General features: G+C 75.5%; 3 protein-coding genes. 2 read left to right on the plus strand and 1 reads right to left on the minus strand.

The window, feature by feature from the left end; translation table 11 throughout:
• Position 1 precedes the first annotated feature (1 nt).
• Positions 2 to 16,390 (minus strand): type I polyketide synthase, encoded by a 16,389-nt coding sequence (locus tag F4559_RS35260; RefSeq protein ID WP_246445266.1) that lies wholly within the window; start codon positions 16,388 to 16,390, stop codon positions 2 to 4.
• A gap of 338 nt (positions 16,391 to 16,728) precedes the next feature.
• Between F4559_RS35260 and F4559_RS19505 the strand changes: the two genes are divergently transcribed.
• Together F4559_RS19505 and F4559_RS19510 are read left to right on the plus strand one after the other, a co-directional pair.
• Positions 16,729 to 17,199 (plus strand): EF-hand domain-containing protein, encoded by a 471-nt coding sequence (locus tag F4559_RS19505; protein WP_184670686.1) that lies wholly within the window; start codon positions 16,729 to 16,731, stop codon positions 17,197 to 17,199.
• 103 nt (positions 17,200 to 17,302) lie between these two features.
• On the plus strand, positions 17,303 to 18,622 hold the full coding sequence (locus F4559_RS19510; protein WP_184675978.1) for a M20/M25/M40 family metallo-hydrolase: 1,320 nt from the start codon (positions 17,303 to 17,305) through the stop codon (positions 18,620 to 18,622).
• The last annotated feature ends 46 nt before the right edge of the window (positions 18,623 to 18,668 follow it).

Raw genomic sequence — 18,668 nt, forward strand, 5'->3', positions numbered from 1 at the left:
GTCACCGCAGCCTGTTGTCGATCAGGGCGAACACCTCTTCGGCGGTGGCGTCGCGCAGGTCGGCCGGTCCGTCGGGCGCGGCCAGCCGGCCGCGCAGGTGCTCGGCCAGGCGGCGGGGCGTGGGGTGGTCGAACAGCACGGTCGCGGGCAGGGCCAGTCCGGTGACGCGGTTGAGGGCGTTGCGCAGTTCGACGGCGGTCAGCGAGTCGAACCCGGCGGCCAGGAAGCCCCGGTCCGGGTCGAGGTCGTCCGGCCGGCCCAGCACCCGGCCGGCGTGCTCGCACACGAGGTCGAGCAGCACCCGACGGCCTTCGCGGCCGGACAGGGCGGACAGCCGCTCGGTCAGCGGCCGTCCGGTCCCGACCGGTGCGTCCACGATCAGGGCGCGCAACGCGGCGGGCACCTCGCCCGCGTGCGCGAGGTCGAGCCGCACCGGCACGGACAGCGCGACGTCGGCGTGCAGCGCCTTGTCGAACGCGGCCAGCCCGCGTTCGGCGTCGAACGGTCGCAGGTGCCCCGACGCCAGTCGCCGCCGGTGGACCTCGTCCAGCGTGCTCGCCATGCCGTGCTCCCACGCGCCCCACGCCAACGACAAGCCGGGGAGTCCGCGGGCGCGGCGGTGTGCGGCGAGCGCGTCGAGGAAGGCGTTGGCCGCGCCGTACGCGCCCTGCCCGGCGCCGCCCAACGTCCCCGATACCGACGAGAACAACACGAACGCGGACAGCCCGGAGGTCAGCTCGTGCAGGTTGAGCGCGCCGTCGACCTTGGGGCGCAGCACCCGGTCGAGCCGCTCGGAGGTCAGCGACCCGAGGACGCCGTCGTCGAGCACGCCGGCCGCGTGCACCACGGCGGACAGGTCGACCTGTCCGAGCAGTCCGGCCACCGCGTCCCGATCGGCCACGTCGCACGCCGCGACGCGCACGTCGGCGCCCAGCGCCGTCAGCTCGTCCCGCAACCCGCCGTCGGCGCCCCGCCGGCTCACCAACAGCAGCCGCCGCACGTCGTGGTGGGTCACCAGGCGCCGGGCCACCAGGGCACCCAGGCCCCCGGTGCCGCCGGTGATCAGCACGGTGCCCGCGCCCAGCCGCCCGGTCCCGGTGCCGCCCCGCACCAGCCGGGGCGCCAGGACGCGGCCACCGCGCACGGCGGCCTGCGGTTCGCGTGGCGCCACCAGGTCCGCGTCGGGATCGTCGGTGTCGACGAGGACGACGCGATCGGGGTTCTCCCGCTGGACCGCGCGCAGCAGGCCCCACAGCGGCGCGGCGGCGAGGTCGACGTCGTCGTCGGGACCCGTCGCGACCGCGCGGTGGGTCCGCACGACGACCGTGCCCGTCGTCTCGTCGAGCACCTCGCGCAGGCGGCGGACCGCCCGCGCGGCCGAGGCCCGGACCGCGTCGGCCAGTGGCAGGTCGTGCCGGGCCGCGAAGTCCACCGTGGTCGCCTCGACCACCTCGCCCGGCACCTCCCGCCAGTCGAGGCGGTACACGTCGGTGTCCGCGGCCCGCAGCACCAGCGAGTCCACGGCGAACACCGGCCGGCCGGCGGTATCCGCGGCCACCACCGAGAACCCGTCGTCGACCCGGCGCAACCGGACCCGCGCACCCGTCGTCCGATTCGGCCACGCCCGCACGCCGCGCCACGCGAACGGCACCGCGCCCGGCTCGGCGCCGAGCAGCAGGGCGGGGTGGACGGCGGCGTCGAGCAGCACCGGGTGCGGCCGGTGCCCGGGGTCGGCGTCGGCCAGGTCCACCTCGGCCCACACCTCGTCGTCGGCGAGCCAGGCCCGCCGCACGGCCCGGAACGCCGGGCCGAACGCGTACCCGTGCCGGTCCAGGTCCGCGTAGAGCGCGGCGACGTCGACCTCGATGCCCCGCGGCGCCCACTCGAGCGCCGGCACCGCCGACTCCGCGACCAGTACGCCCTGGCCGTGGCGCGTCCACGTGCCACCGGTCCGCGACGACACGGTCACCTCGCCGTCGTCGGACAGCACCACCCGGACCGGCACGTCGCCGTCCAGCGGGAGCGGCTTGGCGAGCGTGAACTCGGCCAGTCCGGGCCGGCCGCACTCGACGCCGACGCGCAGCGCGAGTTCGACCAGCGCGGTGCCGGGCACGGGCAGGTCACCGCCGACCCGGTGGTCCGCGAGCCACGGGTGGGCGTGCGCGGAGAACGTGCCGCTGAACACCCGTCCGTCGGGGATCTCCACGGCGGCGCCGAGCACCGGGTGCGTGACCCGGTCGACGCCGTCCGAGGGCGCGGGCCGCCACCAGTACGGGACGTGGCGGAACGGGTAGGTGGGCAGGTCCACCAGCCGTGGCGAGCGGTCGGCGAAGAACGCGGGCCAGTCGACCCGCACGCCCCTCGTGTGCAGGCGGGCGACGGCGGCCACCAGCGTGCGCGGCTCCGGCCGGCCGCGCCGCAGCACGGACACGAACCCGCCGGCGCCGAGCCCGCTGTCCGGACCGACCTCCAGGAACGTGCGCGCGCCGAGCGTCCGCGCGGTCGCCAACGCGTCCGCGAACCGGACAGGCGACCGTGCCTGCTCGACCCAGTACTCCGGGGTCGCGATCCGGTCGCCCACCTCACCGTCCACAGTGGACACGATCGGCAGCTTCGGCGCCGCGAACGACAGCCCGCCCAACGCGGACCGGAAACCGTCGACGATCGCGTCCACGTGGTACGAGTGGAACGCGTGCCCGACGGCCAACCGCTTGGCGCGCAACGACATCGCGCGGGCCGTCGCCTCGACCGCGGCCACCGCGTCCGGATCGCCGGAGACCACGGTGGACGCCGCGCCGTTGAGCGCGGCGATCTCCGCGCCCGGCACGAGCAGCGTCCGCACGACCGCCTCGTCGGCCGCCACGGACACCATCGCGCCCGGCGGCAGCGAGGCCATGAGCGTGCCGCGCGCGGTGACCAACGCGCACGCGTCGTCCAGCGAGAGCACACCGGCCACGTGCGCCGCCGCGATCTCGCCGACCGAGTGCCCGATCAGCACATCCGGTCGCACGCCCCACGACTCCAGGAGCCGGTAGGACGCGACCTCGACGGCGAACAGCCCGGCCTGCGTGCGTGCGGTGTCGTCGAGCCCGGCGCCGGTGAACACCGCCGCCGCCAACGGCCGGTCGAGCCCGATCCGGGCGCAGACCTCGTCGAACGCCCTGGCGAACACCGGGTACGCCGCGTGCAGTTCCCGTCCCATGCCCGCCCGTTGCGCGCCTTGGCCGGGGAAGACGACCGCGCAGCCGCCGTCGAGCACGGTTTCGCCGCCGTCCGCCGCGAGCAGTGCCGACCGCAGGTCGTCGTCCTCGACCACGACGGCCAGCCGGTGGTCCAGCGAGGCCCGCGTGGTCGCGAGCGTGAACGCCACGTCGACCGGGTCGCCGCTCGCCCGCTCGGCCAGCTGCCGCACCCGGTCCGCCAACGCCTCGGCCGAGGCGGCGGACACCAGCACGGGCACCGGCAACCCGTCCCGCACCGGCGACACCCCGACACCGGACCCGACGGCCACCACATCGCGCCCCGAAGGCGCCTCGGCGCCAGGCTCCGCCGGCACCGCGGTACCGGGCCTGTCGGCCACCTCGCGCGGCCCCGGCACCGACCACACGGCCCCACTCCCGACCCGTGCCGCCGGCACCAGGGGGTCGGCCGATGCCGGAGGCGTCCCGGCGCCACCCGTGGACGCCCGGCCCCGGCCCGCCGACGAGGCCGACACCCCGGAGCCCGAGGCCGCTGCCGACCCGGTCACCTCGCCCGATACCGACCCACGCTCCTCGGCGCCGGTGAATCCCCCGGATCCCTTACCCGCCAACGCAGCGGACCCGAGGGCGTCGACCTCGCCCGACACCCGCTCGACCACGGCGAAAGCCCCGGAATCCGTCTCCGACAACGCCCCCGACCCCACACCGCCCGGCGTCCGCCCCTGCCCTCCGGCACCGCCGACGCCCCCGGACCCCACACCCATGAACACGCCCGACCCGGCGTCCTCGTCCGGCGCCTGTTCCACCACCACGTGCGCGTTGGTCCCGCTGATCCCGAACGCCGACACCCCGGCCCGGCGCACCCGGCCGACCGGCCAGGCCTCGGGTCCGGTCTGCACGCGCACGGCGCCTGTCGTCCAGTCCACCGCGTCCGTCGGCCGGTCGGCGTGCGCGGTCGGCGGGAGCACCCCCGCGCGCAACGCCTGCACGACCTTGATCACGCCCGCCAGCCCGGCGGCCGACTGGGTGTGGCCGAGGTTGGACTTCACCGAACCGAGGCGGCACGGGTCGACCCGGTCGCGGCCGTAGGTGTCCAGCAGCGCCTGCGCCTCCACAGGATCGCCGAGCCGGGTGCCCGTGCCGTGCGCCTCGACCAGGTCCACGTCCGCGGCCCGCACCCCGGCGTCGGCCAGTGCGGCGCGGATGACGCGCCGCTGCGCCGGGCCGTTGGGCGCGGTCAGCCCGTTGCTCGCGCCGTCGGAGTTGACCGCGCTGCCCCGCACCAGCGCAAACACCGGCTGCCCCGCGCGCCGCGCGTCGGACAGCCGCCGCAGCACCAGCACGCCGATGCCCTCGGACCAGCCCGTGCCGTCCGCCGTCGCGCCGAACGCCTTGCAGCGCCCGTCGGCGGCCAGCCCGCCCTGCCGGTGGAACTCCTCGAACGCGCCCGGCGTGGCCATCACGGTCACCCCGGCCGCCAGCGCCAGTCCGCACTCTCCCGCACGCAGCGACCGCGCGGCCAGGTGCAACGCCACCAGCGACGACGAACACGCGGTGTCCACCGTCAGCGCCGGTCCCGACAGCCCGAGCACGTACGCGAGCCGACCGGACAGCACGGCCGTCGCCGTCCCGGTGAGCACGTAGCCCTCGGCGCCGCCGGACGCTTCCGCCAGCGGCGGCCCGTACCCCTGGTGCGAACCGCCGACGAACACCCCGGTGTCGCTGCCGCGCAACGACAACGGGTCGAGGCCGGACCGTTCCAACGCCTCCCACGAGCACTCCAGCAGCAGCCGCTGCTGCGGGTCCATGGCCACCGCCTCGCGCGGCGAGATGCCGAACAGGTCCGCGTCGAACCCGGCCACGTCGTCGAGGAACCCGCCACGCCGCGCGTAGCCCGCGCCCCGGTCGGTCCAGCCCCGGTCGGTCGGGAAGCCGGCGATCGCGTCACCGCCTGACAGCACCAGCTCGAACAGGTCCTCCGGGCTGCGCACGCCGCCGGGGAAACGACAGGCCATCCCCACGACAGCCAGGGGTTCGGCTGATTCGACGACCTCGGGCGCGGTCTCCGGCCCGGCGGTGCCGAGCAGCCGGTCGGTGATCGCCTCGACGGTCGGGTGGTCGAACACCAGCGACGCGGGCAGGGCCGTGCCGGTCGCGCGTGCCAGCCGGTCACGCAGTTCCACGGCGGTGAGCGAGTCCATGCCCAGTTCCCGCAGCGCCCGCCCGCCGGACGCGCGCCCGGACAGCTTGAGCACGCTCGCGACCTGGTCGTGCACCAGGTCCAGCAGTGCGCGCCGGTCGAGCGCGGCACGCACCGGCGTCGTTCCCGGCGTCTCCTTCTCCTTCGGCACCAAGGAATCCAGCAGGGGCCGACGCCGGGCGGCGGTGTAGGAGCGCGCGAACCGCGTCCAGTCCATGTCCGCGACGACGACGTGCGCCAGGCCGGTCGCGAGCGCCCGGTCCAGCGCGGCGACCGCGCGCTCGGGGGCCATCGGCAGCACACCCTGGGCGCGCAGCCGCTCCCCGACACCGTCCGCCGCCATGCCGTCGCCCGCCCACAGGCCCCAGGCCACCGACGTGACGGGCAGCCCGGTGGCACGGGCGCGTTCGGCCCGCCGGTCGAGATGGGCGTTGGCGGCGGCGTACGCGGCCTGGCCGGCACCGCCCCACACCGCCGACGCCGACGAGAACAGCACGACGTGGTCCAGGTGCGCGGGATCGAGCAGCTCCAGCAGGTGGTCCGTGCCGCGCACCTTGGCCGCGGCGTGCCGGGACAGCGCATCGGCGTCGAGCGCGTCGACCGGCACCTCCTCGGCCACGCCCGCCGCGTGCACGACCGTCCGCACCGCACCGGCCTCGGCCAGCACCGCCGCCAGTGCGTCGCGGTCGGCGACGTCGCACCGCGCGGCCACGACCGGCACGCCGAGATCGGCGAACCTGGCCGGGTCGAGCGACCGGGACACCAGCACGAGCCGGTCCGCGCCCGCCGCCACGAGCCGCCGGGCCACGTGTCCGGCCAAGCCGCCGCTCGCGCCCGTGACCAGTGCCGTACCCCGGACCCGCCACGGGACGACCGGCGCACCGACCACCCGGACCAGCCGCCGGGCCCGGGCCACGTCGGTGCGCACGTCCAGTTCCTGCTCGTCGCCGGGGTCGCCGAGGACCGCGACGAGCCGCCGGGCCACCGCGTCGTCGAGCACGTCCGGCACCCGTACCAGGCCGCCGAGGCGGCGCGGGTGTTCCAGCCCGACGACCCGACCGAACGCCTCCACGGGCCCGGCTCCGCGCGTGACGCACCACAGCGGCGCGGGGGTCGTCCGGGCCGCCGCGAGCGTGTCGACCAGCCCCCGGGTCAGGTCCGGATGACCGGGCACCGGCGCGGAATCCAACGCCGACAACGACACCACGCCCGCGCACGGGCCGTCCGGCGGCACGTCGACCTCGACCGCCTCGACGCCGACCGCGGCGAACGCCCGCGCGATCGTCGCGGACTCGGCGCGGCACCCGGCCGGTGCGACCACGAACCACCGGCCGGTCGGGGTGCCGCCGACGTCGACCGGCGTCCAGTCCACCCGGTACAGCCAGTCGTCGACGGGAGCGCCGGGCCAGTGGCGCTCGTGCCGGAACACGGTCGTGGGCAGGTCGACCCGCCGCGCTCCGGACCCGGCGAACCTGGACGCCCAGTCGACGACCGCGCCGTGGGCGAACGCCTCCGCGACCGCCGCGTGGAACCGCTCCGGCCCGCCCTCGCCGCGGCGCAACGTGTGCACCACGGCGGCGTCGGGCAGGTCGGCCACGGCGGGCGCGAGCACCGGGTGCGGCCCGATCTCGACCACCACCGCCGGTCCGGCGGCCAGTGCCGAGGCCACCGCGCGGTCGAACCGCACCGGCCGGCGCAGGTTCTCCCACCAGTACCCGGCGGGCAGCGCGTCGAGGCGTCCGCCGGTCACCGACGAGTGGAACTCCGGCCCGGCCGGGCCGGCGTCCGGTTCGGCGAACCGGATGTCGTCCACGTGCGGGCAGTGCGACGCGTAGTCCACCGGCAGCAGCCGGGCCGGCACGCCGGCGGCCTCGTACTCGGCGACGAGTCGCCGCACCGCGTCGGGCGCACCGGACACCACGGTGGCACGCGGCCCGTTGACCGCCGCGACCCACAGTTCTCCCGGCCGTTCCACGACCTCCTCGGCCGCCACGGCGACCGACGCCATGGCACCGCGTCCGGACAGCGCGGTCAACGCCCGCGACCGCGCGACCACCAGCGCGACCGCGTCGGCCAGGGACAGCATCCCGGCGACGTGCGCGGCGGCGATCTCGCCCTGCGAGTGGCCGATCACCGCGTCCGGCACGACACCGGCGTCCCGCCAGGTCGCCGCCAGGGCCACGAGCATCGCGAACATCACCGGCTGCACCACGTCCGTGCCGCCGAGCACGCCCGACCGGACCACGTCGGTCAGCACCCAGTCGACGTGCGGCGCGAGGGCCCGCTCGCACTCCGCGAACGCGGCGGCGAACGCGGGCGAGGCGTCGAGCAGTCCGGTCGCCATGCCCGGCCAGTGCGAACCCTGGCCGGGGAAGACGAACACGGTGCGCGGGCGCGGCGCGGGGTCGGGCACGACGGGACCGTCGACCGCGTCGAGCGCCGCCGGCAGTCCGGCCCGGTCGCGGACGTGCAGCACGGTACGCACGGGATGCGACGCACGGCTCGTGACCAGCGAGTACGCCACGTCGAGCGGGTCGAGTCCGGGGTGGGTCGTCAGGTGGTCGCGCAGTCGGCGGGCCTGGGCGCGCACCTGGTCGGCGTCGACACCGGAGAGCACGACGGGCAGCGGGTCCGGCGGGGAGGTCCGCCGCGCGGGCTCCCGGACGGTCTCGGGTTCTTCGAGGATCACGTGCGCGTTCGTGCCGCTGATCCCGAACGACGACACCGCCGCGCGCCGGACATCCGTCGGCCATGGCGTCTCGCGGGTCGCCAGGAGCACTGCGCCGGACGACCAGTCGACCCGGGACGTCGGGGTGTCGGCGTGCAGGGTGCGCGGCACCACGCCGTGCCGCAGCGCCAGCACGGTCTTGATCACGCCCGCCACCCCGGCGGCGGCCTGGGTGTGGCCGATGTTCGACTTGACCGTGCCGAGCAGCAGCGGCCTCGCGCGGTCCGCGCCGTACACGGCCAGCAGCGCCTCGGCCTCGATCGGATCGCCGAGCCGGGTGCCCGTGCCGTGCGCCTCGACCACGTCGACGTCGCGGGGGCGCAGTCCGGCGGAGGCGAGCGCGGCGCGGATGACGCGTTCCTGGGCGGTGCCGCTCGGCGCGCTCAGGCCGTTGCTCGCACCGTCGGAGTTGACCGCGCTGCCGCGCACCACCGCGAGCACCTGGTGACCGTTGCGACGCGCGTCGGCGAGGCGCTCCAACACCAGCACGCCGACGCCCTCGGACCAGCCGACCCCGTCGGCCGCGTCGCCGAACGCCTTGCACCGCCCGTCGGCGGACAGTCCGCGTTGGCGGGCGAACTCGACGAACGTCGTCGGCGTGGCCATCACGGTCGCGCCGCCCGCCAGGGCGAGTCCGCACTCCCCCGCGCGCAGCGACCGGGCCGCGAGGTGCAGTGCCACCAGGGACGAGGAGCACGCGGTGTCGACGGTGACGGCCGGGCCGGTCAGCCCGAGCGCGTAGGCGACCCGGCCCGACGCGACCGAACCGGCGGTGCCGGTGACCAGGTGGCCCTCCACGTCCGCGCCGGACAGCAGGGTCGCGTAGTCGTGGTACATCAGACCCGCGAACACGCCGGTCTCCGTGCCGTGCAGGGACTTCGGGTCGATGCCCGCGCGTTCGACGGCCTCCCACGAGCACTCCAGGAGCAGCCGCTGCTGCGGGTCCATGGCCAGTGCCTCGCGGGGCGAGATGCCGAAGAACCCGGCGTCGAACCCGGCCGCGTCGTCGAGGAATCCGCCGCCGCGCGCGTAGGTCCGGCCCGGCGTGCCCGGTTCCGGGTCGTAGAGGTCGGGCCAGCCCCGGTCGACCGGGAACCCGGAGATCACGTCGCCGCCCGCCGCGACCAGCCGCCACAGGTCCTCCGGCGAGGAGACGCCGCCCGGATAGCGGCACGCCATGCCGACGATCGCGATCGGGTCGTCCGGGTCGACGGCCGCCGTGGTCGTGGTCGCGGGCCGTGCGCGTTCCAGGTGGGCGATCAGGGCGGCCGGGGTGGGGTGCGCGAACAGCAGGCCGGACGGCAACGTCGTGCCGAGTGCGTCGGCGAGACCGGCCCGCAGGTCGCCCAGCGTCAACGAGTCCAGGCCGAGGTCGGCGAAGGCCGTGTCCGGGTCGATCCGACCGGTGTGCCGCAGCACCCGGCCGATCTCGGCGAGCACGGTCTCGCGCACACCACGTGCCTTCGTCCGACGTGCGCGCGGGGCGACGAACCCACGCAGGACGGCGGGCACCGACCTCGCCGTGCGCAACGCCGCGAGGTCCAGCCGGACCGGCAGCACCACCGGGTCGTCGACACCCAATGCCGCGTCGAACAACGCCAGCGCCTCGGCGTCGGTCAACGCGCCGATCCCGGTGCGCGCCAACCGGTCGAGGTCGGCCGCGTCCAGGACGCGGGTCAGGCCGGAGGGCTCGCGCCACAGACCCCAGGCGAGCGACAGGGCGGGCAGACCCGCCTGACGGCGCTGTTCGGCCAACGCGTCGAGCGCGGCGTTGGCCGCGGCGTAGTTGGCCTGGCCCGCCGTGCCGACCCGGCCGGCCACCGAGGAGAACAGGACGAAGGCGTCCACCTCGCCGACCAGCTCGTGCAGGTTGCGGGCGCCGTCGACCTTGGGCCGGAACACCTCGGCGATCCGCTCGTCGGTGAGCGTGTCGACGGCGGCGTCCGCGAGCACGCCCGCCGCGTGCACCACGGCCCGCACCGGATTGCGGGCGAGCAGGTCGGCCAGGGCCTCCCGGTCGCCGACGTCGCACGCCGCCGCCACCGGCCGGGCGCCGAGCGCGACCAGGTCCGCGACGGCGCCCCCGTCCGGGTGCCGGCCGACCAGCAGCAGATCGCGCACGCCGTGCGCGGTGACCAGGTGGCGGCACAGCACGCGGCCGAGTCGACCGAACGCACCCGTGACGAGCACGGTGCCCGCGGCCGGGAACCGGCCGCCGGCGGACGTGGCCCGCACCGCGCGGGGCACGGTGACGACGCCGTCGACCAGGGCGAGTTCGGGCTCTCCGGCGCGCACCGCGCCGGGCAGCACCCGATGGGACGCCGCGGTGTCGTCGGAGGTCACCAGCACGATCCGGTCGGGGTGCTCGGTCTGCGCGCTGCGCAGCAGCCCGAAGGCCGCCCCCGGGGATCCGGGCCGGGCGACGAACGCCGTGCGCCGCGTGCCGGCCAGTCGCTCGCGGACGGTGCGCAACGCCCAGCGGGTCGTGTCGTACCCGTCGCCGTCCGGCACGGCGACGACGTCGACATCGTCCGAAGTGGACTGATCAGGGGTGATCGGGGTCCACTCGACGCGCAGCAGTGCCGCGCCGGCGGACGCGTCGGGCCGGGCGAACCCGATCCGGTCGATCGCCACCGAGCCGTCGGCGGACCGCAGGCGCACGGCGTCGACGCCGACCGGGGTGATCGCCACCCGCAGCCGCTCGGGCAGGGCGCCGAGCGTGACGCCCCGGAAGGAGACCGGCACGAGCAGCCCGTCGCGTGCGGCGACGACCGGGTGCAGGGCCGCGTCGAGCAACGCCGGACCGGTGCCGACCACCTCCGCGACCAGGTCTTCGCCCTGCCGGTGGAGTGCGCGCACGCCCTGGAACGCCGGGCCGTAGTCATAGCCCCGGCGGACGAGGCCGGGGTAGAAGGAGGCGAGGTCGACGGGTTCGGCGTCGGTGGGCCACGCCGGTTCCCCGGCGGGTTCGCCGGAGTCGAGCATGCCGTCCGCGTGCAGTGTCCAGCCGGCGTCCGTCGCCGCGTGGACGGCCACGGTCCGGGTGCCGTCCGTCTCGGGGCCGAGGACGACCTGGAGTCGGGTGCCCTCGACCACGGGCAGCGGGACGCGCAGGTCGAGTTCGGCGATCCGGCCGAGCCCGGCGACACGGGCCGTGTGCGCCACCATGTCGAGGAACGCCGTGCCGGGCACCAACGCCGCGCCCGCGACGACGTGTTCGGACAGCGTGTCGTCGGCGAGCGTGCCGGTGAACAGCAGCCCACCATCCACAGTGGACACCGGCGGATCGAGCAGGGCGTGGTCGCGCACGCCGGACTCGTCGAGCCAGTAGCGCTCGCCCCGGAACGGGTAGGTCGGCAGGTCCACGATCCGCGCGTCGGCGCCGAACACGGCCCGCCAGTCCACGGCTTCACCGGCCAGGAACGCGTCCGCCGCCGGGTGGTCGACCTCGGGCACCCGCCCGGCCGCGATCGCCGCGAGGCCCGCCAGGTCCGCGCAGACGGCCCGGTGCTCGAAGGTCGCGCGCCGGGACAGCGTCCAGCCCACGTCGACCGGACGGGCGGTGGCGGTCGCCGACACAGCGGTCGCCGACACGACGTCCGACACGACATCGGTCGCGGCGGTCGGCGACCCGGCGGCGGACACGACGTCCGGCACGACGTCCGGCACGACGTCCGTCGCGGTGGTCGGCGACCCGCTGTCCGCGGCGGCGGTCGGTACACCGCCGGACCCGATCGACACCCGGTTCGCCGAGGAGGCCGACACGGCGGCGGACACGGCGGCCGAGGCGGCGATCCGCGCGGCCTCCACCGGGTCGGTCCGCACGGCCGGCGTCCCCGCCGCGACCAGGGGCACGGACGTCGCCGGACCGGAATCGCCCCCCGCCCTCGTGGTGCCGGCGGGTGCGGTGAGGTGCTCGAGCAGGCGGGCGGCCAGCTCGCGCACCGCTTCCGGGGTGCGGGCGGACAGCGGCAGGAGCACCGGTCCCGCGTCGGGCGCCGGGGCCGGTTCCGGTACGGCCTCCAGGATGACGTGGGCGTTGGTGCCGCTGATCCCGAACGACGACACCCCCGCGCGGCGCGGACGTCCCGCATCGGGCCAGGGTCGGGTGTGGTCGAGTGGGACGACGGTGCCGGCGGACCAGTCCACGTGCGGGGTCGGGGTGTCGGCGAAGCGGCTCGCGGGCAGCACGCCGTGCCGCAGGGCCTGCACCGCCTTGATCACGCCGCCGATGCCGGCCGCCGCCTGGGCGTGCCCGATGTTGCCCTTGAGCGACCCCAGCCACACCGGGGTGGCGCGGTCGCGACCGTACGCGGCGATCAACGCGCGGGCCTCGATCGGGTCGCCGAGCCGGGTGCCGGTGCCGTGCGCCTCGACCAGGTCCACGTCGCCCGGTGCGAGACCGGCCGCGGCCAGGGCGTCGGCGATCACCCGCTCCTGCGCCGGTCCGCTGGGTGCGGTGAGACCGTTGCTCGCGCCGTCGGAGTTGATCGCGCTGCCGCGCACCAGCGCGAGGACCCGGTGGCCACGCGCCACCGCGACGGACCGGCGTTCCAGCAGCACCAGGCCGACGCCTTCGGACCAGGCCGTGCCGTCGGCCGAGGCGGAGAACGGCTTGCAGCGCCCGTCCGGCGCCAGCGCGCCCTGCCGGTCGAACTCGGCGAAGATCCCGGGACCGGACACCACCGTCACGCCGCCGGCCACCGCCGAATCGCACTCGCCGGACCGGATCGCCGCACACGCCAGGTGCAGTGCGACCAGCGAGGCGGAGCACGCCGTGTCCACGGTGACCGCGGGTCCGGCCAGGCCGAACGCGTACGCGACCCGGCCGGAGATCACGCCCGGCGCGCCGCCGGCGAGCAGGTGCCCACGCACCTCGGCCGGTGCCCGGTGCGCACGCGGCCCGTAGTCCTGCGCGGTGGCACCGACGTAGACGCCGATCCGTTCGCCGCGCACCGACGTCGGATCGACGCCCGCGCGCTCGAACAACTCCCAGGCCGTGTCGAGCACGAGCCGCTGCTGCGGGTCCATGGCCACCGCCTCGCGCGGCGAGATGCCGTGGAACGCGGCGTCGAACACGGCGGCGTCGTCGAGGAAACCGCCGCCCGGCAGGTGCCGCACCGACTCCGGCCACCCCCGGTCACGCGGAACCGGACCGCTGGTGTCGCCGCCGTCGAGCACCAACCGCCACAGCCCGTCCGCGTCCCGCACCCCGCCGGGAAAGCGGCACGCCATGCCGACCACGGCGATCGGGTCGTCGTCGACCACTCCCCCGGCCCGCGTCGCCCGGGCCGCCACTCCGCGCAGGTGGTCGGCGACGGCGGCGGGGGTCGGCCGGTCGAACAGCTCGGTGGACGCGAACGGCACGCCGGTCGCGGTGCCGAGCCGGTCCGCCAACTCCTCCAGGTCGAGCGAGTCGCACCCCTGGTCGTGGAAGGTCCGACGGGGATCGACGGCGGCCGCGTCGGCGTGGCCGAGCACCCGGGCGGTCAGCCGCAGCACCAGGTCGAGCGGATCGTCGAGCCCTTCCCCGGCCCGCGCGGGACGACCGCCCGACCCGGACTCCACGCGGCCGACCGGCTCGTCCGCGGCACCCTCGTCGACCCCGCCCGAGGTGGCACCGACCCTCGCCCACGGCGCGGCGCCGCGGGCATCGTCGTGGGGTGCGGCCACCTCGCGATCGGTGCCGTCCGCCACGAACCACCGGGGATCGGCCGGCTCACGCCCGGTGCCGACTCCCGGTGCGCCGCTCCGGGCAGCACGGTCCACTTCGGACTGACGGCCGCGCCGCCCGGTGGCGAACCAGTGGCGTTCCCGGCTGAACGCGTAGGTGGGCAGGTCGACCGCGCGACCCGACAACAACGTCGACCAGTCCGGCGAATGACCTCGGGTGTGCAGGGCGGCGACGGCCGTCACCAGGCTCTCGGGCTCGGCACGGCCGGCCTGCGACGTCGGCACGAACACCGCACCGGGCGCGGCGGACCTGTCCGGCGTGGGGCCGATCTCCAGGAACGTCGTCACGCCGAGCGTGGACGCGTGCCGGACCGCGTCGCCGAAGCGCACGGTCCGCCGCAGGTTGCGCACCCAGTACCCGGGCGTCGACACGTCGTCGACCCGACCGGTCACCGCGGAGACGATCGGGATCGCGGTGGGTCGGAACGTCAAGCCCGCCAGGACCTCGGCGAAGGCGGGCAGCGTGGCGTCCACGGCCGGCGAGTGGAACGGGTGGTCGATCGACAGGCGCTTCGTCCACCGCCCCCGCGCCGCGAACCACTCCGCGACCGCCACCGCGTCGGGTTCCGCGCCGGACACGATCAGGGCACCCGGTCCGTCCACCGCGGCGACCGCGACCCGGTCGGTGAGCAGCGGCACGACCTCGTCCTCGGTCGCGCCGAGCGCGATCACGGCGCCACCGGGCGGAAGACCGGCCAGCAGGCCGCCTCGGGCGACGACGAGCGTGCACGCGTCGTCCAGGGTCAGCACGCCCGCCGCGTGCGCCGCCGCCACCTCGCCGCTCGAGTGACCGAGCACGAACCCCGGCCGCAGGCCCCACGATTCCAGCAACCGGAACAGCGCGGTCTCCACGGCGAACGACGCGGCGTGCGCACCGTCCGCGCGGTCGAGCAGCCCGTCGGCACCGGTCACGATCTCGTGCAGCGGCCGGGGCAGGTACGGGTCGAGTCGCGCGCACACGGCGTCGAAGGCCGCCGCGAACACCGGGTACTCGGCATACAGCCCCGCGCCCGTGCCGATCCGCCGCGCGCTCTGCCCGGTGAACGCGAACGCGAGCGCGCCCTGGTCGACGGCGCCGCGCACGACCTCCGGCGACTCGACGCCCCGGGCCAGCGCCTCGACGCCGGCACGCAGTTCCCCGGACGTCCGGCCGACCACCGCGGCCCGGTGCGGGAAGGCGGTCCGGGTGGCGGCCAGGGAGAAGGCCAGGTCGTGCGGGTCGGCCTCGCAGGTGAGCAGGCGGGCGGCCTGGGCGCGCAGGGCGGCCGGGTCCACGGCCGACAGCACCCACGGCACCACGCCGCGGTCCGACGACCGTTCGACCGCGGGCAGGCGCGGCGGCGGGCCGAGCACCACGTGGCAGTCGGTGCCGCCGACGCCGAACGCGCTGACACCGGCGAACGGCGCCGCGTCCGGCCATGGTTCACGCCGCGTCTGCACGCGCAGTCGCAGCGCGTCGAGCGGGATCTCCGGGTGCGGCCGTTCGAACCCGACCACGGGCACCAGTTCGCCGTGCGCGAGGCCCAGCGCGGTCTTCACCAGGCCGACGACGCCGGCCGCGCCTTCGAGGTGCCCGACGTTGGTCTTGATCGATCCCACGGCCAACGGCACGGCCCGGCCGCCGTGGACGGCACCGAGCGCCGCGGCCTCGACCGGGTCGCCGGCGCGGGTGCCCGTGCCGTGCAGTTCGACGTACCCGATCTCCTCCGGTGCGACGCCGGCCCGGGCGTAGGCGGCCCGGACCACGGTCTCCTGCCCGGTCGGGTCGGGCGCGGCCAGCCCGAAACCGCCGCCGTCGTTGCCGACCGCGCTGCCGTGCACGACGCAGTGCACGCGGTCCCCGTCGGCCAGCGCGCGGTCCAGTGGCTTGAGCACCACGACCGCGCCGCCCTCGCCGCGCACGAAGCCGTCCGCGCGCGCGTCGAACGTGTGGCAGCGCCCGCTCGGCGACAGGGCGCCGAACTCGGCGACCGTGTCGGTGCTGTGGTCGGACAGGATCAGGTTGACGCCGCCGACCAGCGCGAGGTCGGCCTCGCCGGTGCGCAGCGCCTCGACCGCCAGGTGGACGCCGACCAGCGAGGACGACTGGCCGGAGTCGACGACGACGCTGGGTCCGCGCAGACCCAGCACGTAGGACACGCGGTTGGCGAGCACCGCGCGCTGCACGCCGGTCATGGTGTGCCGGGTGAGCGCGCCGGCCTCGCGCAGCAGTGTGGCGTAGTCGTCCCACAACGCGCTCGCGTAGACGGCGGTGCGGGTGCCGCGCAGGGTCTCGGGCCGCACGCGGGCGTCCTCGACGGCCTCCCACGCGAGTTCGAGCAGCAGGCGCTGCTGCGGGTCGACGGCCGCGGCCTCGCGCGGCGACAGTCCGAAGAACGCCGCGTCGAACCCGTCGACGCGGTCGAGGTACCCGCCCGGCACGGGGCGCAGGCCGCGGCCCGCGGGCGGCGGGCCGACGACGTCACGGCCCTCGACGAGCAGCGCCCGCAGCGCCGCCGGACCGGGTGCGCCGGGAAGTCGGCAGGCCATTCCGACTACTGCCGCGGGAAACGGCACAACACTGTCCGCGGACATCTACGAGCACATCTCCCTCGGGCTGCGGTGGGACCGGATACGTATATCAGCGATGCAAACATCACTACCGAAATCCGTCAACGCTTCACCCGAACAAGGGACGAGAGACTCTTTCGCGTGACCCAGGACCAGCAATTATCACGCAGTGTGAATAGTCGTCACGATACGAATCACTTTCAGTAAACGACCGTTTGACGCCCCCCGGAACCCGTGTTTAGGTGACCGCGTCCTGATTGCTCCGCACAGATTGGACCGCCGAAATGGCTACCAGCACTCTTGAGCGTCGGATCTCCATGCAATTCGACAAGCTGGACAACGACGGCAGCGGGTACATCGAACTGGCCGACTACGACCGCACCGCCGAGGCCCTGATCAAGGCGACCGGTGCGAGCGTGGGCTCCGCGGCGGCCCAGGCGGTGCGGGCCGAGTACCACAAGCTCTTCCAGCGGCTGGCCGACCAGCTCGACACCGACCGCGACGGCCGGATCAGCCGCGAGGAGTACTTCGCCAACATCGAGGACATCTACACGACCGAGGGCGAGTACGACATCCTGCGCCCCCTGTCGGTCGCCGCGTTCCAGATGATCGACCAGGACGGCGACGGCCGGGTCAGCCTCCAGGAGTTCCGCGCGGTCGGCCAGGCGCACGGCGTGCCGGAGGCCGAGTACGCGGACCTGTTCGACAAGCACGACACCGACGGCGACGGCTCCCTGTCGCTCCAGGAGATCCACAACTTCATCGAGGAGTACTTCGCCAGCGCCTGAACACGGCGTCGCGGGTGACGCGGGCACGGGCCCGCGTCACCGCACGTCGGCAGGCGCACCGCCCACCTGGTGGACGCAGTGGTAGGAAGACCGGGTGAGCAACGTGGAAGACGCTGGCCTGCGGACGGCCCAGGACGAGGTCGTCGGGCTCGCGAGCGAGCTGATCCGGATCGACACCACCAACACCGGCGACCCGGACACCGTCGTCGGCGAACGCGCGGCGGCCGAGTGGGTCGCCGGGAAGCTGGCCGAGGTCGGCTACGAGACCACCTACGTCGAGTCCGGTGCCAAGGGGCGCGGCAACGTCGTGGCACGACTGGCCGGCGCCGACCCGTCGCGGGGCGCACTACTGGTGCACGGGCACCTCGACGTCGTGCCGGCCGACGCGTCGGAGTGGTCGGTGCACCCGTTCTCCGGGACCGTGCAGGACGGCTACGTCTGGGGTCGTGGCGCCGTCGACATGAAGGACATGGTCGCGATGACGCTGGCCATCGCGCGCCGGTTCAAGCGCGACGGCATCGTCCCGCCGCGCGACATCGTGTTCGCGTTCCTCGCCGACGAGGAGGCGGGCGGCAAGTACGGCGCGCAGTGGCTGGTGGAGCACCGGCCCGAGCTGTTCGAGGGCGTCACCGAGGCGATCAGCGAGGTCGGCGGGTTCTCCGTCACGCTCAAGGACGACGTGCGCGCGTACCTGGTCGAGACCGCAGAGAAGGGCATCCGCTGGCTGAAGCTGCGGGTGCGCGGCACCGCCGGCCACGGGTCGATGATCCACCGCGACAACGCGGTGGCCAAGCTCGCCGCCGCCGTGACGAAGCTCGGGCAGCACCGGTTCCCGCTGATCGTCCACCCGTCCGTGCGGGAATTCCTGGACGGCGTCACGGAGATCACCGGGATCGACTTCCCCGAGGACGACATCGAGGGCGCGGTCGGCAAGCTGGGCGCGCTGTCGCGCATGATCGGCGCGACGCTGCGCGACACCGCGAACCCGACGATGCTCCAGGCCGGTTACAAGGCCAACGTGATCCCGTCCGTGGCCGAGGCGACCGTCGACTGCCGCATCCTGCCCGGCCGCGAGGAGTCGTTCGACCGCGAACTGGCCGAACTGCTCGGCCCGGACGTGGAACGCGAGTGGGTCGGGCTGCCGCCGGTCGAGACGACGTTCGACGGCGCGCTGGTGGACGCCATGACCGCGTCCCTCATCGCGGAGGACCCGGGCGCGCGCGTGCTGCCCTACATGCTCTCCGGCGGCACGGACGCGAAGTCGTTCCAGCGGCTCGGTATCCGCAACTTCGGTTTCGCGCCCTTGAAACTGCCCGCCGACCTGGACTTCTCGGGTCTGTTCCACGGCGTGGACGAACGGGTTCCCGTCGACGCGCTCCAGTTCGGCGTGCGCGTGCTCGACCGGTTCCTGCGCAACTCCTGACCGGCGGTGCCGCGACGATTTCCGGATTCGCACCGGAAATCGTCGC

The organism is Saccharothrix violaceirubra, assembly GCF_014203755.1.
Classification (GTDB): domain Bacteria; phylum Actinomycetota; class Actinomycetes; order Mycobacteriales; family Pseudonocardiaceae; genus Actinosynnema; species Actinosynnema violaceirubrum.